We start from the raw sequence: 22908 nt of genomic DNA, 5'->3' as shown, positions 1-22908 counted from the left end.
GGGCTTGCCTGCCCGGGCGCTGCGGTAAAGTACGCGCCATGAACGACTTCGAGCGCGTACGCGCCTACCTCACCGACCTGCAGGACCGCATCTGTGCGGCCATCGAGGCCGCCGACGGCCAAGCCCGCTTCCAGGAAGACCTGTGGCAGCGGGCCGAGGGCGGCGGCGGGCGTACCCGCGTGCTGCGCGACGGTGCGGTGTTCGAACAGGCCGGCATCGGCTTTTCCGATGTGTCCGGCAGCCGCCTGCCGCCGTCGGCCTCGGCCAACCGGCCAGAACTGGCGGGCGCCTCCTGGCGCGCCACCGGCGTTTCGCTGGTGTTCCACCCGCTCAACCCCTACGTGCCGACCACCCACGCCAACGTGCGCTTTTTCCAGGCCCAGCGCGATGGTGAAGTGGTGGCCAGCTGGTTCGGTGGTGGCTTCGACCTGACCCCGTTCTATCCCTTCGATGAGGACGTGCAGCACTGGCACCAGGTGGCCCACGACCTGTGCGCGCCGTATGGCGAGGAGCGCTACGCCGCGCACAAGCGCTGGTGCGACGAGTACTTCTTCCTGCGCCATCGCAACGAAACGCGTGGCGTGGGCGGCCTGTTCTTCGATGACCTGCACGGCGATTTCGAACGTGACTTCGCCTACCTGCGCGCGGTCGGCGACGGCTTCCTCGATGCCTACCTGCCGATCGTGCAGCAGCGCAAGGACACCGCGCACGGCGAGCGCGAGCGCGAATTCCAGCTGTACCGTCGTGGCCGCTACGTGGAGTTCAACCTGGTCTACGACCGCGGCACGCTGTTCGGCCTGCAGAGTGGCGGCCGCAGCGAGAGCATCCTGATGAGCCTGCCGCCGCGGGTACGCTGGGAATATGGCTTCACTCCGGAAGCCGGCAGCGCCGAAGCGCGCCTGGCCGATTACCTGGTGCCGCGCGACTGGGTGTGAGGCCACGCCGCGTTCGACGCTATCAATGCGTGTGGCGCAATGCCCGTAGAGTCGAGCTTGCTCGACTGCTTTTCGCACTGCGCCAACGGCAGTCGAGCAAGCTCGACTCTACAGGAGCGGGACGCACCGTCGAGCGCGTGCGACATTACGAAGGCTACTTCTTCGGAATGATGGTGATGTGGCCGGTGGTTTCCAGCAGCGCCAGCTCGACATCCTCCACGCGCACGCAGCCCTGCTGGCGCAGTGCGGCTTCGAAATCGGCCGTGCTGACCAGCTCGCGCCTCAGCACGGCCTCCAGCAGGCGCCCGTCGCGCGCGATCACCACCGGCTCGCCTTCGATCAGCCGTTCCATGCGCCGGTTGCGCGTGGTCAGCCAGCCCACGCCATAGTTCAGCAGGATCAGCGTGGCCGCCAGCAGCAGGCCGCCGCCCAGCGACGTGTCGGTGCCCAGCAGCGCGTTCTGCACGGCATTGCCCAGCAGCACGATCAGCAGCACATCGAACGGGGTGATCTGCCCCAGCGCGCGCTTGCCGCTGAGCCGGACCATGCCCAGCACGACGGCATAGACCACCACCGCGCGCAGGACGAATTCCCACCACGGCATCGCCAGTGCGAACAGATCGGGCATTGCGGCTTCCCCTGCGGAGCGATGGCCCAGCGTGGCGCAGCAGCGCACAAATAAAAAGCCCCGCTGACCAGGGGGAGGTCAACGGGGCCGGGGAACGGGCGCTTGGGGAGGAGCCCCCGTTCCGAGATCTGCTCCAGGGGATGGGAGAGATCCACGACAGGCGTTGCGCCTGTCGAGAGTTATAGAAACACCTCGAACACTAACGGTTCGTGAAGGGGCCCAATTTATTGTAGGCCTCTACCCAAAACATTCATCTTCGAGTCAGATAAATCGTACAAATGAACCATTCATGGCGTTTTTAGCCTGAATGCGAATCAGTGCGCCTCGTCCCAGTTAACCCCAACACCGGTATCGACGACCAGCGGCACCCGCAATTGTGCCGCTTGCGACATGCGCTCGATCACGTTTTTACGCAGTTCCTCGGTGAAACCGGCCTCGCTTTCGAATACCAGTTCATCGTGCACCTGCAGGATCATCCGCGCCGGGGCGCCACTGTCGCGCAGCCACTGGTCCACCGACACCATCGCCCGCTTGATGATGTCCGCGGCGGTGCCCTGCATCGGCGCGTTGATCGCCGCGCGTTCGGCGCCGGCACGCAGGCCCTGGTTGCGGGCATGAATGTCATTCAGGTACAGGCGGCGGCCGAACAGGGTTTCCACATACCCCTGGTCACGCGCCTGCTGGCGCATCCGCTCCATGAAGTCACGCACGCCCGGATAGCGGCTGAAGTACAGCGCCACATAATCCTGCGCCTGGCCACGGTCGATGCCCAGGTTGCGGGCCAGGCCAAAGGCGCTCATGCCGTACATCAGGCCGAAGTTGATGGCCTTGGCGGCGCGGCGCTCGTTGGGCGTCACCTCTTCCAGCGTGCGCCCGAACACCTCGGCGGCGGTGGCACGGTGGACGTCGGCACCCTGCTCGAAGGCACGTACCAGGCCCGGGTCCCCGGACAGGTGGGCCATGATCCGCAGCTCGATCTGCGAATAGTCGGCCGCCAGCAGCTGGAAGCCTTCCGGTGCGACGAAGGCACGGCGGATGCGGCGGCCATCCTCGGTGCGGATCGGGATGTTCTGCAGGTTCGGGTCCGACGAGGACAGGCGGCCGGTGGCGGCGCCGGACTGGTGGTAGCTGGTGTGCACCCGGCCGGTGTCCGGGTTGACCATCTCCGGCAGCTTGTCGGTGTAGGTGCTGCGCAGCTTGGCCAGGCCGCGGTATTCCAGGATCACCCGCGGCAGCTCGTGCTGGTCGGCGATCGCCTCCAGCGCTTCTTCATTGGTGCTGGGCTGGCCCTTCGGGGTCTTCACCACCGCCGGCAGCTTCAGCTCGTCGAACAGCACCGCCTGCAGCTGCTTGGGCGAATCCAGGTTGAAGCTGCGCCCGGCCAGCTCGGTGGCCTTCTGCTGCGCGGCCAGCATGCGCGAGGACAGGTCGTGGCTCTGCCGGCGCAGCTCATCGGTATCGATGCGCACGCCGTTGGCTTCGATGCTGGCCAGCACCGGCACCAGCGGCATCTCGATGTCGCGGTACACGCTGTCCAGCGCCGGTTCGGCCAGCAGCTGCGGCCGCAGCGCATGGTGCAGGCGCAGGGTGATGTCGGCGTCCTCGGCTGCATAGCGGCTGGCTTCGTCGATGCCCACCTGCGAGAACGGGATCTGCTTGGCGCCCTTGCCGGCCACGTCCTCGAACTTGATGGTGTTGTAGCCCAGGTAGCGCAGGGCCAGCGAATCCATGTCGTGGCGGGTGGCCGTGGAATTGAGCACGAAGCTCTCGAGCATGGTGTCGTCGTGGTAGCCCTGCACGTCCACGCCGTGGCGGCGCAGCACGTGCAGGTCGTACTTGCCGTGCTGGCCCAGCTTCTGCTTCGCCGGGTCCTGCAGCACCGGGCGCAGGGCGTCCAGCACCTGCTGCAGCGGCAGCTGGGCGGGGGCCCCCGGGTAATCGTGGCCAACCGGGATATAGGCGGCCTTGCCCGGTTCCACTGCCAGGCTGACGCCGACCAGGCGCGCGCGCATGGCGTCCAGCGCATCGGTTTCGGTGTCGAAGCTGATCAGCGTGGCCTGCTGCACGCGCTCCACCCAGGCCTGCAGCTGTTCGGCCGTCAGTACGGTTTCGTACTCACCGGGCGCGGACAGCGCCGGGTCGATCCCGGCGGCCGGCAGCGCTTCAGCGCTGCCCCGGGCAAAGCCGGCGGCGGTGCCGCGCAGGCTCGGGGTGGCTTCACTGGCGGCGGCCGGTGCCGGCAGCGGGCCGCCCAGCTCCTTCAGCGCCTGGGTGAAGCCATAGCGGGCATACAGCTCGGTCAGCACCGGAACGTCCTGCTCGCGCAGGGCCAGGGTGGCCGGCGAAGCGTCCAGCTCGACGTCGGTGCGGATGGTCACCAGCTCGCGGTTCAGCGGCAGGCGCTCCAGCGCGGCGCGCAGGTTCTCGCCGATCTTGCCCTTCATGGTCGGCGCGGCAGCGATGACGCCGTCCAGGTGCTGGTACTCGGCCAGCCACTTGGCGGCGGTCTTCGGGCCGCACTTCTCCACGCCGGGCACGTTGTCCACGGTGTCGCCCATCAGCGCCAGCAGGTCGATGATCTGGTCGGCGCGCACGCCGAACTTGTCCATCACCGCCGCGTCCGAATCCATGCGGCTGCCGGTCATGGTGTTGACCAGTTCGATGCCCGGCCGCACCAGCTGGGCAAAGTCCTTGTCACCGGTGGAAATGGTCACCTTCAGGTCCTGCGCCACGCCCTGCAGGGCCAGCGTGCCGATCACATCGTCGGCTTCCACGCCGGGGATGCGCAGGATGCTGATGCCCAGCGCTTCGACGATGCGGCACATCGGCTCGACCTGGCTGCGCAGTTCATCGGGCATGGGCGGGCGGTTGGCCTTGTACTGGTCGTACAGGTCGTCGCGGAAGGTCTTGCCTGGGGCATCGACCACGAAGGCGACGTAGGCCGGGCGCTCCTTCAGCGTCGAGCGCAGCATGTTGACCACGCCGAACAGCGCGCCGGTGGGCTCGCCCTGTGCATTGGACAGGGGCGGCAGCGCGTGGAACGCGCGGTACAGGTAACTGGACCCGTCGATCAGGACTAATCTGCTCATGCGACGATTCTACGCGCCCGTGCCTGCACCGCGGCGACACGGCCGCGACGCGTCGATGGGGCATAATCAAGGTCCGATCGATGCGAAGGCCCTGCCGATGAAGACCCTGATGCTGGCTTCCCTGCTGCTGCTTGCTGGCTGCGCCAGCATGGGCGGTGCAGGCGCTCCCCCGGTGGACGTGAAGGGCGCCGATGTGTCCAGCCGCACCATGGGCAACGGCGATGTCATCGAGGAATACCGCGTGTCCGGCCAGCTGCGCATGGTCAAGGTCACCCCGTCGCGCGGCGCACCGTTCTACATGTACGACAAGAACGGCGATGGCCGCATGGACAACGACAAGGACGGCGTCTCGCCGGTGTACTGGAAGCTGTACAGCTGGTGATGCATCCGCGGCCGGCTCCGTCAGCGCAGCCGGCCGGTGATAGGTTCCCGACGCATCTGCCGGTTGATCCCATGACAGGCCCCGGAGGTGGGCCGGGATCACGCTGCCATGAACCTGCAACAGGCCACCCCTTCGGTGGTTGCATCACTTGCCGCCGACCTGCGCCGCAGCAGCGCTCGCCAGCGCGTCACCTGCGGCGGCACGGCCGACCCGCGCCTGCTGCGCATCGTCGATTACATCGATGCCCACCTGGGCGACTGCGAGCTGGGCGAGCAGATGATCTGCGACGCCTTCGCGATGTCCCGCTCCACGGTCTACCGGCTGTTCCAGGCCCACGGCGGGGTGGCGCGCTACATCCGTGAATGCAGGGCCTGGCTGGCGCACCGCCACCTGGCCCGGGAGCCGGGCTGCCGCCTGACCTGGCTGCTCTATGAAGTCGGCTTCGCGTCCGAGCGCCAGTTCCAGCGCGCGTTCCTGGCGCAGTTCGGCATGTCGCCGGCCGACTGGCGGCAGGCCTGCCGGCAGCGCGCACGGGGCTCGCTGCTGTCCTGAGCGGACCCGCTGGGACGGCCTGGAGGAAGTGGGTGCCGGCACGCATCCTGCGTACCGGCACCAGGTCCCCTCCCCGGGAACGCGCGGATCAGTGGATGTTGATCAGCGGATGACCAGCACCGGCAGGGTGCTGCGTGCCAGCACTTCGGCCGTCTGGCTGCCCAGCAGCACGCGGGTCACCCCGCGGCGACCGTGCGAGGTCATCACGATCAGGTCGCTGTTGCGCTCGCCGGCCGTCTCGATGATGCCGTCGGCGGCGTAGCGGTCCAGCACATGGATGGGATTGGCACGGATGCCCTGCTCGGCGGCCTTGGCCAGCGCCGGCTGCAGCACCTTCTGCGCACCTTCCTCGCGGTCGGCCTTGTATTCGGGGCTGTTCATGTAGCCCACGCTCCAGCCCATGGCGTCGTACATGCCCACCGCCCACGGTTCGGAGACCGTAACGATATCGACCTCGGCGTTGAGATCCTTCGCCAGCTCCAGGCCCTTGGCCAGGCCCTTGTCGGACAGCTCGGAGCCGTCGGTGGCGATCAGGATGCGGGTGTACATGGTGGGCCTCCTTGGCGGGGTGCCAGTTGGGAACATCACCATTGCACACCGGATGTGCACGCCGCGCCTTGAGCAGGATCAATCCATGCCCATGGGTAGCGCCGGGCCATGCCCGGCGGCGTGTTCAGGCCTCGACGGTGACCCGCCAGCCCCCTGCATGCGGCTGCCAGTCGAATTCCACCGGCAGGAATTTCTCGATCAGGCGCGCGTTGCTGGCCAGGTGGTCGCTGATGACGTGGGTGGTGAAGCTGCCGCCCCCGGCCAGGGCCATCGGCAACAGCAGCTGGTCGGACAGGTACTCGCCGACCCACGCGCCACCGCTGAGATAAGTGCGTACCTGGCCAGCCAGGCGCGCGCCCACCTGCTCGGCCGACACGCCGCGCTCGCCATGCCCATCGAACACTTCCACGTGGTCGCCGTGGCGTACGCGCACCATCGCCACGTTGCCCGGGCCCAGTGCCGGCCGCACCGACTGCACGTGGCGCGGGTGCGGGTCGACGCCGAGTTCATCGGCCAGCACCTGCAGTTCGCGCAGGCCGATGCTGCTGGACAGGCCGGACATCACCACCTGCGCCTGCATCGAATCCAGTGCCGGGCGCTGCTCCATGCACGGCACCTGCAACGTCCCGCACGGCTGCACCTGCAGCTCGATCACGCCGCCGCCGGCCGGGTGGAAGCCGTGCTGCAGCAGCTGCAGCGAGGCCTGCACGCCCATCCGTGCCAGTGACGGCAGGTAGCTGTCGGCGATGAAATCAGCGCTGGGCGCCAGCGGATTGTGGGTGCCGCCTTCCAGGCGCAGCCGCGACGGCCCCTGCGCGCGCCACAGCGCCGGCAACACGGTCTGCAGCACCAGGGTGGCCGAGCCGGCACTGCCGGTGGCGAAGTGGTAGTCGCCCGCGCTCACCACGCCCGGCTCGAAGCGCAGCGAGGTCGCGCCCAGCGTGGCACCGTGCGTGCAGGCGTTGCCGACCCGCGCCGCGGCATTCACCGCGGTCAGGTGCTGGCGCATCAGCCCGGGTTTGCGGCGGATCGCGCGGATGTTCTGCAGGGTGAAGCCGATGCCGGTGCACAGGCTCAGGGTCAGGGCCGAGCGCAGCAGCTGTCCGCCGCCGTGCCCGCCATCAAGTTCGATCATGTCCATCTGTTCTGTTCCTCCATGCCTGCGGTTTCGTCTGCAGGCCGTCCTGCCGCGCGCGGCGCAGTGTACGCCGCGCGCGGCCCGCTTCATCCCTTCACGCACACCACCTGGCGCAGCGTGTGCACGATCTCGACCAGATCGCGCTGGGCCTCCATCACCGCCTCGATCGGCTTGTAGGCCGCCGGCGATTCATCCACCACCTCCGCATCCTTGCGGCATTCCACGTGCGCGGTGGCCTTGGCGTGCTCATCCACGGTGATCAGCTTGCGCGCCTGGGTGCGGCTCATCACGCGCCCGGCACCGTGGCTGCAGCTGTGGAAGCTGTCCTCGTTGCCCAGCCCGCGCACGATGAAGCTCTTGGCGCCCATGCTGCCCGGGATGATGCCCAGCTCGCCCTTGCGCGCACTCACCGCGCCCTTGCGGGTCAGCATCACTTCCTTGCCGAAGTGCACTTCGCGGTTGACGTAGTTGTGGTGGCAGTTGACCGCCTCGGCCTGGGCCTCGAACGGCTTGCTGATGACCGTACGCACGGCCGCCACCACGTTGCGCATCATCACCTCGCGGTTCATGCGGGCGAAGCGCTGCGCCCATTCCACCGCGAACACATAGTCACCGTAGTGCTGGCTGCCCTCGGGCAGGTATGCCAGGTCCTGGTCGGGCAGGTTGATCATCCAGCGACGCATTTCCTGCTTGGCCAGTTCGATGAAGTAGGTGCCGATGGCATTGCCCACGCCACGCGAACCGGAGTGCAGCATGAACCACACGCGCTGGTCCTGGTCCAGGCACACTTCGACGAAGTGGTTGCCGGTGCCGAGGGTGCCCAGGTGCTTGAGGTTGTTGGTGTTCTTCAGGCGCGGGTGGCGCTCACAGATCAGCGCGAAGTCATCGACCAGCTGCTTCCAGCCTTCGATGGCCAGCTCCGGCGGCGTGTCCCAGCTGCCCTTGTCACGGCCGCCACGGGTCACGCTGCGGCCATGCGGCACGGCCCGCTCGATCGCGCTGCGCACCGCTGACAGGTTGTCCGGCAGGTCGCTGGCATCCAGCGTGGTGCGCACGGCCATCATGCCGCAGCCGATGTCCACGCCCACTGCGGCCGGAATGATGGCGCCGACGGTCGGCACCACCGAGCCCACGGTTGCCCCCTTGCCCAGGTGCACGTCGGGCATCACCGCGATCCACTTGTGGATGAACGGCAGCCTGGCGATGTTCTGCAGCTGCTCGCGTGCCTGGTCTTCCAGCGGCACGCCGCGCGTCCACAGCTTGATGGGTGCAGCGCCCGGCTGCTGGATCACGTCATGGTTCAAGGTGGTCATGGTGATGTTTCCTTTCATCCAATACAAAAACAAAGAAGGTGCGGTGACAAAGATGGCCGAACATTCCGCCTGCCACGTTGCCGTGGCAGGCGGCCGGGACTTGAACCCGACCCTGAAGGGCTACCGATGTAGTTCGGCCTGCATTCCCCGCGCAACGAAAGCGAAGGTGCCGGCAGCACGACGAGGGGTGGAGGAACATCCTGCTCTACCACTGAGCTACCGCTGTGTTGCCACAGCGGGCGGGGCTCGAACCCGCGACCCGGAGCTTAAAAGGCTGTAGTTCCTCCGGCATTCGCAGTGCCGGCGTTGAAACAGGTGCGGTGACAAAGAGGGGTGGAACATCGTCTCCCCACAACCGGCAGGACACGCGGGATTCGAACCCGACCCCGAAGGGACAACCCATGTAGTTCCACCAGCATTCACCGCGGGAAACGTGAATTCCTGATCCTGCCCGGCTGGCCCCATTGCCAGCCGGGCGGTCCCTGGCGACATCCTTGCCGCCGTCCAACATCGTGTTTACAGCGGCATGTCCTCGATGCGCTCGACCCAGCCGCTGCCATCGCCCGGCGCCTGCGCGAACTGCGCGAACTGCGCCAGCAGGTCGAACACCGCATCGCTGAAGCCGCCGATGTGCAGCACGTCCTCGCGCTGCACGGTCTGGCTGCTGGCCACCGGCTGCAGGTCGATGCAGACCAGCCGTGCCTGCGGGCAACGCTGCTTCAGTGCATCCCAGGCCTGCATCGTGGCCGTCGCGCCGCCCCTGCGGGTGTCACGCCAGCTCTCGTTGTCCGACACCAGCACCACCAGGTCGACCTGCTCGCGACGATGGTTGAGGTGTTCCAGCGGTGCGCTGACCGAGGTACCACCGCCGTTGATCGCCAACTGCGCCGCCAACGTCATCACGCTGTCGCGCGGGTTCAACCGCACCGGGCGCACCTCGGTATCGAACGGCAGCACGGTGGCCAGCGGCTGGCCGCGCAGCACGCAGGCCGCGATCAGCGCCGCCACGTCCACGCAGCGCACCGCCGAGCTGGCGCCCTTGCGGTAGCCGGTCACCGGCCACTGCATGGAACCGGACACGTCCACCGCCACCACCACCCGGCCCGGCAGCACCGGCACCTGCGCCGTGGCCGTTTCCATCGCGTCCTGCAACGCTTCCGGAATCTGCTGCGGCAGGCGGGCGCTGGCCTGGTAGGCCATCAGCAGCTGGTACGGCATCACCCGGGCGCGGCGCACCTGGGCCGGATCACGCAGCCGCGCTGCGATCACCGACACCATCGCCGGGTCATCGAACACGCCGTTGCGGGCGAACGTGTTGAGGTTCATCCGCATCGACTGCCACGACGCACTGCGCGCCAGCGCCGACCACTGCGCCGCATCCAGCGGCAGCGTGCTGAAGTACTGGAACGGCAGGTCCGGCGGCAGTCCACGCGGGTCACGCTTGAACGCCTCGTAGGCCTGCACCAGCGCCGGCAGCTGCGCCTCTTCGTACGGGCGACCGACGATCCACGCATACAGCGCCTTGCGCTCGGCATCGGCCGGCTTCGGGTGCACCATGCGGATCAGGTCGGCCAGCGACGGCTGCTGGCCGATGGCCGCACGCACCAGGGTTTCCGCCGATGCCTGCTGGATCCACTCGCGCACCAGGCGCTTCGGCAGCGACCCCAGCGACCGGCGGCCGACCTGGCCGCTGCGCATGATCTGCACGAAGGTGCGCAGCTGGCGGCCGTTGTCGACCACCCGCGGGAACACCTGGGCGAAGGCCCCCGGGTCACGCACGCTGAGCACCGCCGCCAGCAGCACCGGCATGTCCTTCATGTGCGCCACCTGGCGGGCGTAGACCGCCGTGCGGGCAATGAAGCGCGGCTCGACCTGCGCGGTCAGCGCCAGCACCTGCTGCAGCTGTGCGTCGGCAGCGCTGTAGAAGGTGTTGTTGAGGCAGCCGGTGGCCGCATACAGGGCCAGGGCAGCGCGCGGGTCGCGGCGGTAGGCCAGGCCACCGGCTTCATTGACGGTGGTGGCCGGCGGCAGTGCCGGGGCACGCGGGGTGGAGAAGAGCGTCAGGTTGGCCATCGTGGTGTCCTCGGCGGGAACGGCCCGCTTCGTGTCTTGGGATGGATTGAGCAATGGCCGTGCCAACTTTTTCCATGACGCATCAACTCGTTGTTTTGTATGAAATTTGCCTGATTTCTGGCGCAACACTCGTCCATTGACCGCGCTTAATGTATATACTCATCGCGCGTCTTTTATAGGAATGGATATGTCCCGTCGGCAGGTAGTCTTCGGCATGCTCGGCACCCAGCTCGACGCGGGCGAGGGTCCAGGCCGTTGGCAGAAATGGCGTCCCACGGTGTCGCTGGGCATGCATGAGGACTTCCTGCCCGACCGCATCGAGCTGCTGCTGGACGAGCGCCGCTACGCCAAGCTGGCCCGCGTGGTCTGCGAGGACCTGCAGCAGATGGCGCCCGGGCTGGAGGTGCGGCGGCACGACACCTACCTGGCAGATCCCTGGGAGTTCGAAGGGGTCTACGCGACCCTGCACGACTTCCTGGCCAGCTATCCGTTCCAGCCGGAGGAGGAGGACTACTACGTCCACATCACCACCGGCACGCACGTGGCGCAGATCTGCTGGTTCCTGCTCACCGAGAGCCGGCATTTCCCCGGCCGCCTGCTGCAGACCTCGCCGCCGCGCAAGCAGGACGGCGCGGCCGGCAGCTACGCCGTCATCGACCTGGACCTGTCGCGCTACGACCACATCGCGCAGCGATTCGCCCAGCAGCAACTGCAGGACCGCGACCTGCTGAAGAGTGGCATCGCCACGCGCAATGCGGCCTTCAACGCGATGATCGCGCAGATTGAAACCGTGGCCACGCGCTCGCGCGCGCCGATGCTGCTGATGGGCCCTACCGGTGCCGGCAAGAGCCAGCTGGCCAAGCGCGTGTTCGAGCTGAAGAAGCTCAAGCACCAGCTGCCCGGCCGCTTTGTCGAAGTGAACTGCGCCACCCTGCGCGGCGACGGCGCAATGAGCACGCTGTTCGGACATACCAAGGGCGCGTACACCGGCGCCTCGTCCGACCGCGCCGGCCTGCTGCGCTCTGCCCACCAGGGCCTGCTGTTCCTGGATGAGATCGGCGAGCTGGGCCTGGACGAACAGGCCATGCTGCTGCGTGCGCTGGAAGAGAAGCGCTTCCTGCCCGTGGGCAGCGACCGCGAGGTGGAAAGCGAGTTCCAGCTGATTGCCGGCACCAACCGCGATCTGCAGCAATCGGTGCTGGAGGGCAGCTTCCGCGAAGACCTGCTGGCGCGCCTGAACCTGTGGACCTACCACCTGCCCGGCCTGGCCCAGCGCAGGGAGGACATCGAGCCCAACATCGAGTTCGAGCTGCAGCGCTGGTCGCAGCAGCAGCACGCGCAGGTGCGCTTCAACGTGGAGGCACGCACGCGCTACCTGGCATTCGCCACCAGCGCCGAGGCGGCCTGGCGCGGCAATTTCCGCGATCTGGGGGCATCGATCATGCGGCTGGCGACGCTGGCCAACGCCGGGCGCATCCAGATCGAAGGCGTCGATGATGAGATCGCGCGCCTGCGCCAGCAATGGCGCGGCGGCCAGGCGCCGTCAGCGCTGGAGGCGCTGCTGGGCCCGGCCGTGGACGAGCTGGACCGCTTCGACCGCGTGCAGCTGGAAGAGGTGGTGCGGGTCTGCGCGCACGCGAAGTCGCTGTCAGCGGCCGGCCGCGAGCTGTTTGCGGTGTCGCGCACCCAGCGCGCCAGCACCAACGATGCCGACCGCCTGCGCAAGTACCTGGCGAAATTCGGCCTGGACTGGGAGCAGGTGCGGCCCCCGGCGGGGCCGTAGCGCCGCGCTTGCCCGGCCGCCAGCCGCGGCGCATGATGGCCGCGCGGCACGCCGCCGCCATTGGGGAGCACGCGCATGCAGGACCGCAAGCCGCCATCAAAGGTCACCCCACGGGCCATCGTGCTGGCCGTCGCCGCCGCATTGGTGATGTTCTATGGCGGCTACCAGGTGGGCAAGCAGCTGGCCCTGCGCGAGAACGCAGAGCAGGCCGCAAGCCGGTAGCGTCGAGCTTGCTCGACTGCTCTCTGTGACCGGCTGCATCGTGCCAACCAAGGTTGGCACCTACAGGAACATGCGACGGCATCGCGCCAAGCAGGTTGGCACGATGCCGAAGATACGCCTGCTCAGGCGATCTGCACGATGCGCGCGTTCTGGCACAGCGGGTAGCTGGCCACGAACTCCGCGATCGCATCACGCATCTTCTCGAATGATTCGCCGTACATGTACAGCGCGGTCTCGGTCGGCCCCTGCCACCAGCTGCAGATCTCACCCAGTCCATCGATGTTGTCGGACAGCTGCTCGAACACGTGGTTGGAGTCGCACTGTTCGTAGACTTCGTCCGGCAGGTTCAGGCCATCCAGATAGATGCCCAAGCCCTCGGTGACGCCGAAGGCGCGATCATCCTCGCCCACACGCTGCACCTGCGAACCCTTCGGTGCGCCCAGCTGCTCCAGTAGGTCGATCAGCTTCGGCACGCCGTCCGCATCGACCAGTGCCACTTCGATATCGCCGTACTCGACTTCGCCCAGGTCGGAGATTGCGGTGCCACCCCCGGTCAGCTCGCCCAGGTTCGCCGCCTGCAGCAGCGCATCGAGCGGATCCTCGAACAGCTCGTGGCGATGCTCCGGCTGCAGCTTCGCATTCAACTTCACGGTGACATGCAGGGTCGGTTCGGTCATGGGGGCGTTCCTGGAAGATGTGGACCCTATTGTAGAGTCGAGCTTGCTCGACTGCTTCCAGCGCGGCACAAGGCAGTCGAGCAAGCTCGACTCTACGGGGGTTCGATGTGATCAGCGCAGGAACGGCGGCACCTTGCGCTTCAGCAGCTCGACCAGCACCGGGTCCATGTAGTCGTAGTCATCAGGAATATCCAGGCAGATCACCCGCTTGCCGTTCAGCCATGCCTTGTAGCGGCTGGACAGGCGGTTGCGGTGCGCCTTCTCCATCACGAACACCAGGTCCGCCCACTGCAGCAGCTCCGGGCTGAGCACTTCCTCGGCGTCGGCCAGCAGCCCGGCCGAGGCGGTTTCAATCCCCGGCCAATCGGCGAAGACCTGCTCGGCTGTCGGGCTGCGCAGGCGGTTCTGGCTGCAGAGAAAGAGCACGTTGCGGGTCATGACCACTCGTCCTTGTAGAGCCGAGCCCATGCTCGGCTGATTTTCCCGGCGCAAGCAGCCGAGCGTTGGCTCGGCTCTACAGGAGATCAGATCACCGTCAGGTTGGCGTAGGCCATCACCAGCCACTTGCTGCCGGCATCGGCGAACTCGACCTGCACGCGGGCGTGGGCGCCGCTGCCTTCGTAGTCGGTCACCATACCTTCGCCGAACTTGGGATGGGTGACCAGCGCGCCCAGCTTCAGCGGCGGGGCCTCGATCGAGGCGTGGCCCATCACCCGGCTGCTGCCCAGCGAGGCCGGCCGCGAGACCTGCACCTTCGGGCGCACTTCGTGCAACAGTTCGCGCGGGATCTCGCGCAGGAAGCGCGACGGCAGGCTGTAGTTGTCCTGGCCATGGATGCGACGCGATTCGGCGTAGCACAGCACCAGCTTCTGCCGGGCGCGGGTGATGCCCACGTAGGCCAATCGGCGCTCTTCTTCTAGCCGCCCGCTTTCTTCCAGCGAACGTGCGCTCGGGAACAGGCCGTCTTCCATGCCGGCCAGGAACACCAGCGGGAATTCCAGGCCCTTGGCCGAGTGCAGGGTCATCAGCTGCACGCCCTCCTCGCCCGCCTGCGCCTGGCCTTCACCGGCCTCCAGCGCGGCATAGGCCAGGAACGCAACCAGCTCGTCCATGTCCTCGCCCACTTCCTCGATGTCGTCGGCGCGGCGCAGGAAGCGCGAGGCCACCGAGACCAGTTCGTCGAGGTTGTCGGTACGCGATTCCGAATCCAGCGAATTGCGGCTTTCCTTGCTCCAGTGCTCGCGCAGCTGCGAGCGCGACAGCACATGGTCCACACGCTCGGCGAGGGTCATGTGCAGGGTCTGCGCCTGCAGTTCGTTCACCAGCACCAGGAAGCCGGCCAGCGCATTGCGTGCACGCGCGGCCAGCGCCGTGCCCTGGGTGACCAGCATGGTGGCCTCCCACAGCGAGATGCCCTGTGCGCGCGCTTCGCGGCGCACCTCGTCCAGGGTGCGCTCGCCGATGCCACGGGTGGGCGTGTTCACCGCGCGCTCGAAGGCGGCATCGTCGTTGCGGTTGGACATCAGGCGCAGGTAGGCCAGCGCATCCTTGATCTCAGCACGCTCGAAGAAGCGCATGCCGCCATACACGCGGTACGGCACCTGTTCGCTCAGCAGCGCCTCTTCCAGCGCGCGCGACTGCGCGTTGCTGCGGTAGAGCACGGCCACTTCGGTGTAGCTGCCCCCATCGCGCACCCACTGGCGCGCGCGCTCGACGATGTAGCGCGCCTCGTCCATCTCGTTGTAGGCCGCATACAGGTCGATCGGCTCGCCGTCGCCGCTGTCGGTCCACAGTTCCTTGCCGATGCGGTCCGGGTTGTGCGCGATGACTGCGTTGGCCGCGCCGAGGATGTTGGCGGTGGAACGGTAGTTCTGTTCCAGGCGGATGGTCTGTGCACCGGGGAAGTCACGCAGGAAGCCCTGCACGTTCTCGACCTTGGCGCCGCGCCAGCCGTAGATGGCCTGGTCATCGTCGCCGACCACGAACACATGGCCCTCGTGCCCAGCCAGCACACGCACGAAGGCGTACTGGATGGCGTTGGTATCCTGGAACTCGTCCACCAGGATTTCGCGGAAGCGTGCACGGTAGTGCGCCAGCAGTGCCGGGTTGTCGCGCAGCAGTTCATGCGCGCGCAGCAGCAGCTCGGCGAAGTCGACCAGGCCGGCGCGGTCGCAGCGCGCCTGGTATTCGATGTAGGCCTGGCGCATGGTTTCCAGCCACGCATCATGCGGCTCGGGCTGGATGTGTTGCGGGCGGCGGCCTTCATCCTTCTGTTCGTTGATCCACCAGGCGATCTGCTTGGGCGGATGCTTGCTGTCGTCGATTTCCAGCGCCTGCACCACGCGCTTGACCAGCCGCAGCTGGTCGTCCGAATCCATGACCTGGAAGCCTTCGGGCAGCTTGGCGTCCTGCCAGTGCAGGCGCAGCAGGCGGTTGGCCAGGCCGTGGAAGGTGCCGATCCACATGCCGCGGCTGCCATTGGGCAGCTGCGCGTCGATGCGGTGGCGCATCTCGCCAGCGGCCTTGTTGGTGAAGGTCACCGCAAAAATGCCGTGGGTCGGCACGCCTTCGACTTCATGCAGCCAGGCGATGCGGTGGGTGAGTACGCGGGTCTTGCCGGAACCGGCGCCGGCCAGCACCAGGTGGTGGCCGGGGGGAGCGGAGACGGCTTCGCGCTGGGCCGGGTTCAGGCCATCGAGCAGGTGGGAGACATCCATGCCCCCATTTTACGGCATCGCCGTCGCGGCTCCTGCGACCACCTGGGCAGCCAGCGCCTGCGCCTGCTGCCGCAGTTCAGGCACGGCCAGGCTTTCCCACAGGTTGCCGATGCGCAGGCTGCCGAGCACGCCCAGCCGCGCCTGCGCCGCACCACGGGCGCTGCACAGGCGGTCGCCCGGCACGCTGCTGTCCAGGCCCAGCCCATGCGGCCCGGGGCAGGCCAGGCCATCGGCCAGCAACTGCTGCAGCAGCGGGTTGCGCAGCGCACGCGCCCGGGTTTCCACGCCGGTGGCATTGACCATCGCGGCGATCGTCCACTGTTGCTCGGCACCTGCGGAATCGCGACCGGACAAGCGCAGCACGTCGCCCTCGCGCCAGACGCGCTGCAGGCGGGCACGGTGCAGGCGCAGCTGGCCACTGGCCTGCAGTGCCTGCAGCTGCGCATCAACGTCCTCGGCAATGCGGTGGCGGTGCACATCCCAATATCGCACCACATGGCGCAGGAAGCGCCGCTGGTCGGCCTCGTCCAGGCTGCACCACAGTGCCTGGCCATGCGGGCGGATGCGATCCATCACGCCCTGCCACGGCTGGCCATCGGCCTGCGCCTGCCGGGCGAAGCCGCGCAGGGCGTGCACGCGCTGGCGCAGGGTCATCGGCAGCAGCGCGCCCGGATCGAAATCAGGCAGCACGCCATGCGCATGCGGCAGCGGCAGCAGGCCGTGGCGCGAGATCACGTGCAGCGGACCGGTATGGCCGGCGGCCACCAGCGCCAGCACGGTGTCGGCCATGCTCAGGCCGGAACCTACGATGGCCAGCGCATGGGCGCCGGCCAGGGTGCGCACACCGTCATAGTCCCAGGCCTCGACCACGTCGTCGGCGGGCAGCGCATCGGCGCCGGCCACCGGCAGCGGGCGCATGCTGTTGCCGGTGGCGATGACCGCCTGTGCCGCGTGCAGCGTGCTGCCATCGCCCAGCTGCAGGTGGTAACCGTGGTCGTCCGGCTGCAGGCCCAGCACCGGCTGCCCCATCACCTGCAGCTGCGCAGGGCTGGCGTCGGCCGCGTCCTGCAGGCGCTGCTGCAGGTAGGCGGCGAAATGGTGGCGGCTTGCGTAGCGTTCGCCCAGCAGCTCGCGCGCCTCGCCCGGGTAGGCATCCACGGCCTGCAGGTAATCAAGGAAGTCGCCGGGCTGGTCGGGGAACGCACTCATTTTCGCCGCCGGCACGTTCAGCAGGTGCTCCGGCCACGGCGTGGCGTAGGCAATGCCCTGGGCCAGCTGCGAAGCGGGTTCGAAGAGAGCCAGTGCCAGCGGCGCGTGGGCCTGTCGCAACACCTGGATCGCTACCAGCACACCGGCCGCGCCACCGCCGATGATCGCCAGGTCCAGTTCGCCATTTCGCGGTGAATCAGTCATGCGCCGATTGTAGGCCATGGCGGGTGACGCACCGGGTTGCCGGAGCGGGCGGTTACAGCGGCGTCACATCAACGCATCGGCCAGCCGCGCGATGCCTTCGCGGCTGCGGCGCCAGGCCGGGCGCCTGCGCCACTGCTCCAGGTCCAGCAGGCGCGACTGGCGCAGGTAGTCGTCCTCGATGGCGCACAGCTGCTGCACCAGCGCGCGGTCGTAGCAGATCAGGCCGATCTCGGCATTCAGCGCAAAGGAGCGGATATCCATGTTGATCGAGCCGAGCACGGCGATGTCCTCGTCCACGCTCATGTGCTTGGCGTGCAGGAACTGTGGCTCGTACAGGGCGATCTGCACGCCACTGCGCAACAGCTCGTCGTAGTACGCCTCCTGCGCCCACGAGGTCAGCCGCTGGTTGTTGCTGGCCGACAGGATCAGCTGCACCTGCACGCCGGACAGCGCGGCGATGCGCAGTGCGCTCAGCGTCGCTTCGTCGGGCACGAAATACGGGGTGACCATCACCAGCCGCCGCCGCGCCAGGTGGATCAGCGCCGCCACCGCATCGCGCGCGTTGCTGTACGGGTAGGCCGGGCCGCTCGGCAGCAGCTGCGTGGCGATGTCATCGCCACACACCGGCACATCGGCGATGACATCCAGGCGCTGCCCGGTTTCCATGTACCAGTCGCTGGCAAACACCGCCTCCAGGTGGGCCACCGCCGGGCCGCGCACGCGCGCGACCAGTTCGCGGTTGGGGTGGCCGGGCACGAAGCGGGGGCCGGCCAGGTTCTGCGAGCCGATGTAGGCCACTTCGTTGTCGATGACCGCGATCTTGCGGTGGTTGCGCAGGTCCATGCGCCCGCTGCGGCGCCAGCGCAGGCCACCGGGCAGCATCGCCCGCACTTCGATGTCACGCGCCTGCAGGCGCTTGCGATAGGCACGCAGGCCACGCTTGGCACCCACCGCATCCAGCAGCACGCGGCACTGCACGCCACGCGCGGCGGCGCGCTGCAGCGCTTCGACGATGGCCTCGCCCACGGCGTCGTCGAACATCAGGTAATACAGCAGATGGACGCGGTCCTCGGCCTGGTCGATGTCGGCGATGAGGGTGTGCAGCGATTCGTCGTAGTCGGTGAGCAGATCGACCGCGTTGCCGTGCACCGGCATGAAATCGCCCTGGCGCTGCACCAGCGGCACGATCTCGGCGCAGGCGGTGTCGGCCTTCGGCGTCCAGCGCAGGCGGCGCTGCAGCGCCTGTTCCTCGCGGATGACCTGCGACGCCTCGGCCTGCCGGCGGATGCGCTCGCGCGACAGCCATGGGTGGCCGAACAGCAGGTACAGCGGCAGACCCAGCAGCGGCACGAAGCCGACCAGCAGCAGCCAGCTGCGCGCGGCCCCTGGCGTGGTGCGGGTGGGGATCCAGCACAGCGCGACCAGCCGGATCAGCCAGTCGATCAACAGCAGGTACGAACCCAGCAGCCACTCGAACAGCATCGCGTCGCCCGTCGGGAGGTGTGGGGGCCATTCTGCCCAGCCTTCCGGCGACGTGCCAACCAACGGTTGGCACCCACCGGGTTGGGAGAGCGTGCCGACCAACGGTCGGCACCTACCGGCACCCGCCACAGGACTACCGGGCACAAAAAAACCCGCCACGAGGGCGGGTTCTTTCGGAAGCGACCAGCAATCCTTGCGGATTACTTGATCTTGCCTTCCTTGTACGGGACGTGCTTGCGCACGACCGGATCGTACTTGGAGAATTCCATCTTCCCCGGGGTGTTCTTCTTGTTCTTGTCGGTCGTGTAGAAGTGACCGGTACCAGCGGTCGAAATCATACGGACCTTATCGCGCTTGCCTGCCATGATCGTCTACTCCTCAGACCTTTTCGCCGCGCGCACGCAGCTCAGCCAGAACGGAATCGATACCGTTCTTGTCGATGGTGCGCAGTGCATGCGCGGAAACACGAAGCTTCACCCAGCGGTTCTCGCTGGCAACCCAGAAGCGGCGCTCGTGCAGATTCGGCAGGAAACGACGACGGGTCTTGTTGTTGGCGTGCGAGACGTTGTTACCCGTCTGCACTCGCTTGCCGGAAACCTGGCATACGCGGGACATTGCGCACCTCGATAGTAAGTTGTGTCAGCCCGTAGCCCGGGAGACGGCGGCCTCGGTGGTTGCCCACCACACGTCAAGAGAATCAAAGGGTTACGCTGGCGTTGGGCGGCCGGGGACGTGCTCCCGGGGGCGCCGCCCGGTAGAAAACCGGACACAGCGAGCCGCGCATTATGCACGGGTTCAAGCACTTGCGCAAGTTACCCACAGGCGCGGGTCAGGGCGTGGCGATGAACAAGCCGCCCGAGCCGGGCGCCCGCTGCAATGCGTCGGGGCCCAGCCGCGCCCGTGCCGTGGTGATGAACAGGCGCCCATCCGGGGCGAAACACAGTGCACCCACGTGCGGCGCCGGTACCGCCAGCCGCCGCTGTACCGCGCCGTTGGCCGCCAGCTCCAGCACGCAGGCCCCGCCCCACATCGCCACCCACAAGCTGCCCTGCGGCGACAACGCCAGCCCGTCGGGCTTGCCTGGTTCGCCAAGGAAATCGGTGACCACCCTGGGTTCGCCCAGGGTGCCTGCGGCCACATCGGCCGGGTAGGCCAGCAGGGTGCGGGCCAGGGTATCGATCACGTACAGGGTATCGCCCTCCGGGCTGAACACCATGCCGTTGGCCACCCCCAGGCCTTCGGCCACACGCCGCACCGGCGCATCCACCGCTGCTGCATGGAACAGTGCGCCACGGCCGCCCAGCAGGCCGCGGTGCATCGACCCGGCCCACAGGCCACCGCGCGCATCCACGGTCATGTCATTCAGGCGGCAACCGGCGCCCACATCGATGGTCGGCCCGGGCTGCAGGCCACCGTCATCGGCAATCCGCACGAAGTGCGTTTCACCGTTGCCGACCAGGCCCTGCGGCGTCACTGCCAGCGACCAGACCGGCTCGGACAGTGGCGTGCGCGAGCAGGCCTGGCCATCCCAATGCAGCAGGGCCGGTGCGGTCGGCTCGACCCAGGCCACGCGGCCATCGTCCAGCACGACAGGCGACTCCCCCACCAGCGTTCCGGCATCGCAGACCAGGCGCACGCCGCTGGCGGGTACCGCCCGCAGCGCCTGCAACCAGTGCCGCGCGCGTCGACCCACCTCGTCCGCGGCGCGACCGGGGCGATACAGGTCGGTACCGATGCCCACCGCACGCACGCCTGCCTGCCACAGCGCAGGCAGCGCATCGGTGGTGAACCCGCCCACGGCTACCAGCCGCGCCTGCGCCGGCAACACCGCCGACAGTGCCGCAAGCCGTGGTGCGGAATCGTGCGCCGGAAACGCCTTCAGGTAGCGCGCGCCTGCGGCCAGCGCGGCAAACGCCTCGGTGGCGGTGCTGAAGCCGGGCATCGGCTCCATGCCGTGCGCGCGTGCTGCGGCGATCACCTCCGGGTTGGTGTTGGGCGATACGCAGAAGCGGCAGCCGGTGGCGGCCAGGGCTTCGACCTGGGCCACCTCCAGCACGGTGCCCGCACCCACCCACAGGCGGTCGCCGAAATGCGCGGCCAACAGGGCGATGGTGGCCAGCGGGTCCGGCGAATTGAGCGGGACTTCGGCCAAGCGCACGCCGGCATCCACCAGGGCCTGGCCGACAGTCAGCGCCTCGGCACCGGTCAGCCCGCGCAGGATGGCTACCAGCGGTGTGTGTTCGATGGCCGCATCGAAGGCGGCGGCGTGTGCGGTGTTCATGGCGTTACCTGTGCGGCCCGGTGCAGGGCGAGGAAGCCGCGGGTCACGGCATCGTGGGACAGCAGCGTGCGTGCACTGCCACCCAGGGCATGCACGGCGGCGGCGTACAGCGCGCACACCGGCGCAGCACCGACCATCGGCAACGGCACCTGCAGCGCAGTGGGCCACAGCCGGCGCACGTCGGCCAGCTCGGCGCCGATCAGCACACCGCGCAGCCACGAGGCACCGTCTGCACGCGGCAGCTGGCCACGGATCACCCGCGCGCGCGCGCCAAACAGCAGACTGCCCAGTCCCAGCCCGCCCGCATGGCCGTGCTGCAGGCCATCGAAGAAGGCCGCGCCTTCCACGGCAGGGCCATCCACTACCGACGCCAGCAGCCCGGTAGCGGTAAGGCGGTCGAAGATTTCACCCGACATCGCGGTGAGGAAGGACACCACCGCCCCGCCCTGCAGCTGCACCCACTTGCTGTGCGTGCCAGGCAGCGCCACCAGCCCATGCAGCGGCAGTGCGCCACCGGCCAGCAGGCCGAGCAGCTCGGTTTCCTCGCCACGCATGATGTCCGGCGCGTCGTCCTGCACACGCTGGCAAGCCAGCCCGGGCACGATGGCCACCGGCACCTGGCCGATGCGGGTGTGGTGCAGCTGCGCGGCCAGCCGCTGCGGCGTGGCCGGGCAATCAGCGTAGCCGGCATCGCTCCAGCCGATGTTCGAGCCGACCATGCCACAGGCATACACCGCCGCCGCGCCGGGCCAGGCGGTCACGGTCTGTTCCAGCAGGGCCTGCATCTGCGCGCGGTCCAGCCCGGCGATGCCGCGTGGCTGTTCCACGCTGTCCAGCACCCGCCCATCGGCGGCGATGAGGAAGGCACGGAAGTTGCTGCTGCCCCAGTTGATGCCGATGATCAGTGCGTCGTTGTCGTGCATGCTCATCGGCGCGTCACTCCGGCGCCACCATCCAGCGGCACGACCGCGCCGGTCATCCAGCCGCTGCGCGGTGAGGCGAGGAACAGCGCGAGTTCTGCCGCATCGGCTGCGCTGCCCAGGCGCTGCAGCGGATGCCGCTGCACGTTGCGTGCAAGGGCCGCGGCGGGATCATCGCTGCGTGCGAACGAGCCCTGCAGCATCGGCGTATCCACCGATGCCGGCGCGATCGCGTTGACCCGGATGTTCGCTTCGGCCAGTTCCAGCGCTGCGGTACGTGCCAGCGATTCCAGCGCCGCCTTGGACGCCGCGTAGGCTGCCAGCCCAGGGGTGGCGTAGCGCGCGTTGATGGAGGACAGCAGCACGATGCTGCCGCCCCCATTCGCACGCAGGCCAGCCAACGCATGGCGCATCAGCCGGCGCGCACCCAGTACGTTCACCGCATGCACCTGCTGCCAGAGCGCGTCGTCGTCAGCCCAGGTATCAGCCGGCGGGCACCAGCCCGCGCAGTGGATCAGCGCATCCAGCGGCTGGCCCAGATGTGGCGCCAGCGCGGCATCGACCGCGTCGGCGTCGGCCAGGTCGGCCCGTACCTGCGTGGTCGCTGCTGGCACCGGCTCGCGATCCAATGCCAGCACGTTGGCGCTCTGCGCCTGCAGCTGCGCCAGTACCGCCGCGCCGATGCCACTGGCCGCCCCGCTTACCCAGACATGCCTGCCCTGCCACTCACCCTGCATTGCGTCGTTGCCCATGC

Annotated in this window: 21 protein-coding genes; 5 read left to right on the top strand and 16 right to left on the bottom strand. The window is 68.1% G+C overall.

What is annotated here, in order from left to right; genetic code table 11:
- The first annotated feature begins 38 nt into the window (after nt 1-38).
- Nucleotides 39-935, top strand: a complete 897-nt coding sequence (gene hemF / locus AC3WL7_RS03645; RefSeq protein WP_283221124.1) for an oxygen-dependent coproporphyrinogen oxidase — start codon at nt 39-41, stop codon at nt 933-935.
- A gap of 154 nt (nt 936-1089) precedes the next feature.
- Here the strand turns inward: hemF and AC3WL7_RS03640 are convergent, their stop codons facing one another.
- Both AC3WL7_RS03640 and polA read right to left on the bottom strand, forming a co-directional pair.
- Nucleotides 1090-1563: a DUF421 domain-containing protein gene (locus AC3WL7_RS03640; RefSeq protein WP_492749369.1), complete on the bottom strand. Its 474-nt coding sequence runs from the start codon at nt 1561-1563 to the stop codon at nt 1090-1092.
- A gap of 314 nt (nt 1564-1877) precedes the next feature.
- On the bottom strand, nt 1878-4652 hold the full coding sequence (gene polA / locus AC3WL7_RS03635; protein WP_492749368.1) for a DNA polymerase I: 2775 nt from the start codon (nt 4650-4652) through the stop codon (nt 1878-1880).
- Nucleotides 4653-4749: 97 nt separating this feature from the next.
- Between polA and AC3WL7_RS03630 the strand changes: the two genes are divergently transcribed.
- Nucleotides 4750-5034, top strand: coding sequence for a DUF2782 domain-containing protein (locus tag AC3WL7_RS03630; protein ID WP_108747682.1), 285 nt, complete (start codon nt 4750-4752; stop codon nt 5032-5034).
- A gap of 108 nt (nt 5035-5142) precedes the next feature.
- Nucleotides 5143-5586 carry a helix-turn-helix domain-containing protein gene (locus AC3WL7_RS03625; RefSeq protein ID WP_079224260.1) on the top strand — a complete coding sequence of 148 codons (444 nt, stop codon included), beginning with the start codon at nt 5143-5145 and terminating at the stop codon, nt 5584-5586.
- Between the two features lie 102 nt (nt 5587-5688).
- Here AC3WL7_RS03625 and AC3WL7_RS03620 read toward each other — a convergent pair whose 3' ends face one another.
- The 4 genes from AC3WL7_RS03620 to AC3WL7_RS03605 form a co-directional block, all read right to left on the bottom strand.
- Nucleotides 5689-6135: a universal stress protein gene (locus AC3WL7_RS03620; protein ID WP_079224261.1), complete on the bottom strand. Its 447-nt coding sequence runs from the start codon at nt 6133-6135 to the stop codon at nt 5689-5691.
- A 124-nt stretch (nt 6136-6259) separates the two neighbouring features.
- The gene (rtcA, locus tag AC3WL7_RS03615) at nt 6260-7276 is read right to left on the bottom strand and encodes an RNA 3'-terminal phosphate cyclase (protein WP_283221127.1); all 1017 of its coding nucleotides are present in this window, start codon (nt 7274-7276) and stop codon (nt 6260-6262) included.
- An 83-nt stretch (nt 7277-7359) separates the two neighbouring features.
- Nucleotides 7360-8586 carry an RtcB family protein gene (locus AC3WL7_RS03610; RefSeq protein WP_079224263.1) on the bottom strand — a complete coding sequence of 409 codons (1227 nt, stop codon included), beginning with the start codon at nt 8584-8586 and terminating at the stop codon, nt 7360-7362.
- Between the two features lie 516 nt (nt 8587-9102).
- Nucleotides 9103-10659, bottom strand: coding sequence for an RNA-binding protein (locus AC3WL7_RS03605; protein WP_492749366.1), 1557 nt, complete (start codon nt 10657-10659; stop codon nt 9103-9105).
- 187 nt (nt 10660-10846) lie between these two features.
- Here AC3WL7_RS03605 and rtcR point away from each other — a divergent pair, with 187 nt between their 5' ends.
- Together rtcR and AC3WL7_RS03595 are read left to right on the top strand one after the other, a co-directional pair.
- Nucleotides 10847-12442, top strand: coding sequence for an RNA repair transcriptional activator RtcR (gene rtcR, locus AC3WL7_RS03600; RefSeq protein ID WP_492749364.1), 1596 nt, complete (start codon nt 10847-10849; stop codon nt 12440-12442).
- Between the two features lie 75 nt (nt 12443-12517).
- Nucleotides 12518-12664, top strand: coding sequence for a hypothetical protein (locus AC3WL7_RS03595; protein ID WP_174208708.1), 147 nt, complete (start codon nt 12518-12520; stop codon nt 12662-12664).
- A gap of 122 nt (nt 12665-12786) precedes the next feature.
- Here AC3WL7_RS03595 and AC3WL7_RS03590 read toward each other — a convergent pair whose 3' ends face one another.
- The 10 genes from AC3WL7_RS03590 to AC3WL7_RS03545 form a co-directional block, all read right to left on the bottom strand.
- Nucleotides 12787-13341 (bottom strand): hypothetical protein, encoded by a 555-nt coding sequence (locus AC3WL7_RS03590; protein WP_079224267.1) that lies wholly within the window; start codon nt 13339-13341, stop codon nt 12787-12789.
- Nucleotides 13342-13452: 111 nt separating this feature from the next.
- Entirely contained in the window at nt 13453-13779 is a 327-nt protein-coding gene (locus AC3WL7_RS03585) for a low molecular weight protein tyrosine phosphatase family protein (RefSeq protein WP_108757537.1), read from the bottom strand.
- An 86-nt stretch (nt 13780-13865) separates the two neighbouring features.
- On the bottom strand, nt 13866-16058 hold the full coding sequence (gene uvrD, locus AC3WL7_RS03580) for a DNA helicase II (protein WP_492749360.1): 2193 nt from the start codon (nt 16056-16058) through the stop codon (nt 13866-13868).
- Between the two features lie 9 nt (nt 16059-16067).
- On the bottom strand, nt 16068-17489 hold the full coding sequence (locus AC3WL7_RS03575; RefSeq protein WP_492749359.1) for an FAD/NAD(P)-binding protein: 1422 nt from the start codon (nt 17487-17489) through the stop codon (nt 16068-16070).
- A 45-nt stretch (nt 17490-17534) separates the two neighbouring features.
- Nucleotides 17535-18953 carry a cardiolipin synthase gene (gene cls / locus AC3WL7_RS03570; protein ID WP_492749357.1) on the bottom strand — a complete coding sequence of 473 codons (1419 nt, stop codon included), beginning with the start codon at nt 18951-18953 and terminating at the stop codon, nt 17535-17537.
- 200 nt (nt 18954-19153) lie between these two features.
- A complete protein-coding gene (gene rpmG / locus AC3WL7_RS03565; protein ID WP_170272460.1) occupies nt 19154-19321 on the bottom strand; it encodes a 50S ribosomal protein L33 in 168 nt (55 codons plus the stop codon).
- 10 nt (nt 19322-19331) lie between these two features.
- Nucleotides 19332-19568, bottom strand: coding sequence for a 50S ribosomal protein L28 (gene rpmB / locus AC3WL7_RS03560; protein ID WP_005411638.1), 237 nt, complete (start codon nt 19566-19568; stop codon nt 19332-19334).
- 214 nt (nt 19569-19782) lie between these two features.
- Nucleotides 19783-21234, bottom strand: a complete 1452-nt coding sequence (locus tag AC3WL7_RS03555; protein WP_492749355.1) for a 2-dehydro-3-deoxy-6-phosphogalactonate aldolase — start codon at nt 21232-21234, stop codon at nt 19783-19785.
- On the bottom strand, nt 21231-22163 hold the full coding sequence (locus AC3WL7_RS03550) for a 2-dehydro-3-deoxygalactonokinase (RefSeq protein ID WP_492749353.1): 933 nt from the start codon (nt 22161-22163) through the stop codon (nt 21231-21233). The genes AC3WL7_RS03555 and AC3WL7_RS03550 overlap by 4 nt, the downstream gene beginning before the upstream one ends.
- The gene (locus AC3WL7_RS03545) at nt 22160-22906 is read right to left on the bottom strand and encodes an SDR family NAD(P)-dependent oxidoreductase (RefSeq protein ID WP_492749352.1); all 747 of its coding nucleotides are present in this window, start codon (nt 22904-22906) and stop codon (nt 22160-22162) included. Before AC3WL7_RS03545 ends, AC3WL7_RS03550 begins: the two co-directional genes overlap by 4 nt.
- Between the last annotated feature and the right edge of the window lie 2 nt (nt 22907-22908).

This window comes from Stenotrophomonas sp. FW305-3-2-15-E-LB1 (assembly GCF_058787375.1).
The sequence above is the reverse complement of the archived record's forward strand: the minus strand, read 5'-3'. Positions and strand labels throughout refer to the sequence as shown.

Coding starts and splice junctions, on each gene's coding strand:
- AC3WL7_RS03550 (WP_492749353.1), bottom strand. CDS start 22,163: ATGAGCATGCACGACAACGACGCACTGATCATCGGCATCAACTGGGGC.
- AC3WL7_RS03590 (WP_079224267.1), bottom strand. CDS start 13,341: ATGACCGAACCGACCCTGCATGTCACCGTGAAGTTGAATGCGAAGCTG.
- AC3WL7_RS03640 (WP_492749369.1), bottom strand. CDS start 1,563: ATGCCCGATCTGTTCGCACTGGCGATGCCGTGGTGGGAATTCGTCCTG.
- AC3WL7_RS03575 (WP_492749359.1), bottom strand. CDS start 17,489: ATGGCCTACAATCGGCGCATGACTGATTCACCGCGAAATGGCGAACTG.
- AC3WL7_RS03610 (WP_079224263.1), bottom strand. CDS start 8,586: ATGACCACCTTGAACCATGACGTGATCCAGCAGCCGGGCGCTGCACCC.
- rpmB (WP_005411638.1), bottom strand. CDS start 19,568: ATGTCCCGCGTATGCCAGGTTTCCGGCAAGCGAGTGCAGACGGGTAAC.
- hemF (WP_283221124.1), top strand. CDS start 39: ATGAACGACTTCGAGCGCGTACGCGCCTACCTCACCGACCTGCAGGAC.
- AC3WL7_RS03625 (WP_079224260.1), top strand. CDS start 5,143: ATGAACCTGCAACAGGCCACCCCTTCGGTGGTTGCATCACTTGCCGCC.
- AC3WL7_RS03605 (WP_492749366.1), bottom strand. CDS start 10,659: ATGGCCAACCTGACGCTCTTCTCCACCCCGCGTGCCCCGGCACTGCCG.
- polA (WP_492749368.1), bottom strand. CDS start 4,652: ATGAGCAGATTAGTCCTGATCGACGGGTCCAGTTACCTGTACCGCGCG.
- AC3WL7_RS03545 (WP_492749352.1), bottom strand. CDS start 22,906: ATGGGCAACGACGCAATGCAGGGTGAGTGGCAGGGCAGGCATGTCTGG.
- AC3WL7_RS03630 (WP_108747682.1), top strand. CDS start 4,750: ATGAAGACCCTGATGCTGGCTTCCCTGCTGCTGCTTGCTGGCTGCGCC.
- AC3WL7_RS03620 (WP_079224261.1), bottom strand. CDS start 6,135: ATGTACACCCGCATCCTGATCGCCACCGACGGCTCCGAGCTGTCCGAC.
- AC3WL7_RS03585 (WP_108757537.1), bottom strand. CDS start 13,779: ATGACCCGCAACGTGCTCTTTCTCTGCAGCCAGAACCGCCTGCGCAGC.
- AC3WL7_RS03555 (WP_492749355.1), bottom strand. CDS start 21,234: ATGAACACCGCACACGCCGCCGCCTTCGATGCGGCCATCGAACACACA.
- uvrD (WP_492749360.1), bottom strand. CDS start 16,058: ATGGATGTCTCCCACCTGCTCGATGGCCTGAACCCGGCCCAGCGCGAA.
- rtcA (WP_283221127.1), bottom strand. CDS start 7,276: ATGGACATGATCGAACTTGATGGCGGGCACGGCGGCGGACAGCTGCTG.
- AC3WL7_RS03595 (WP_174208708.1), top strand. CDS start 12,518: ATGCAGGACCGCAAGCCGCCATCAAAGGTCACCCCACGGGCCATCGTG.
- rtcR (WP_492749364.1), top strand. CDS start 10,847: ATGTCCCGTCGGCAGGTAGTCTTCGGCATGCTCGGCACCCAGCTCGAC.
- cls (WP_492749357.1), bottom strand. CDS start 18,953: ATGCTGTTCGAGTGGCTGCTGGGTTCGTACCTGCTGTTGATCGACTGG.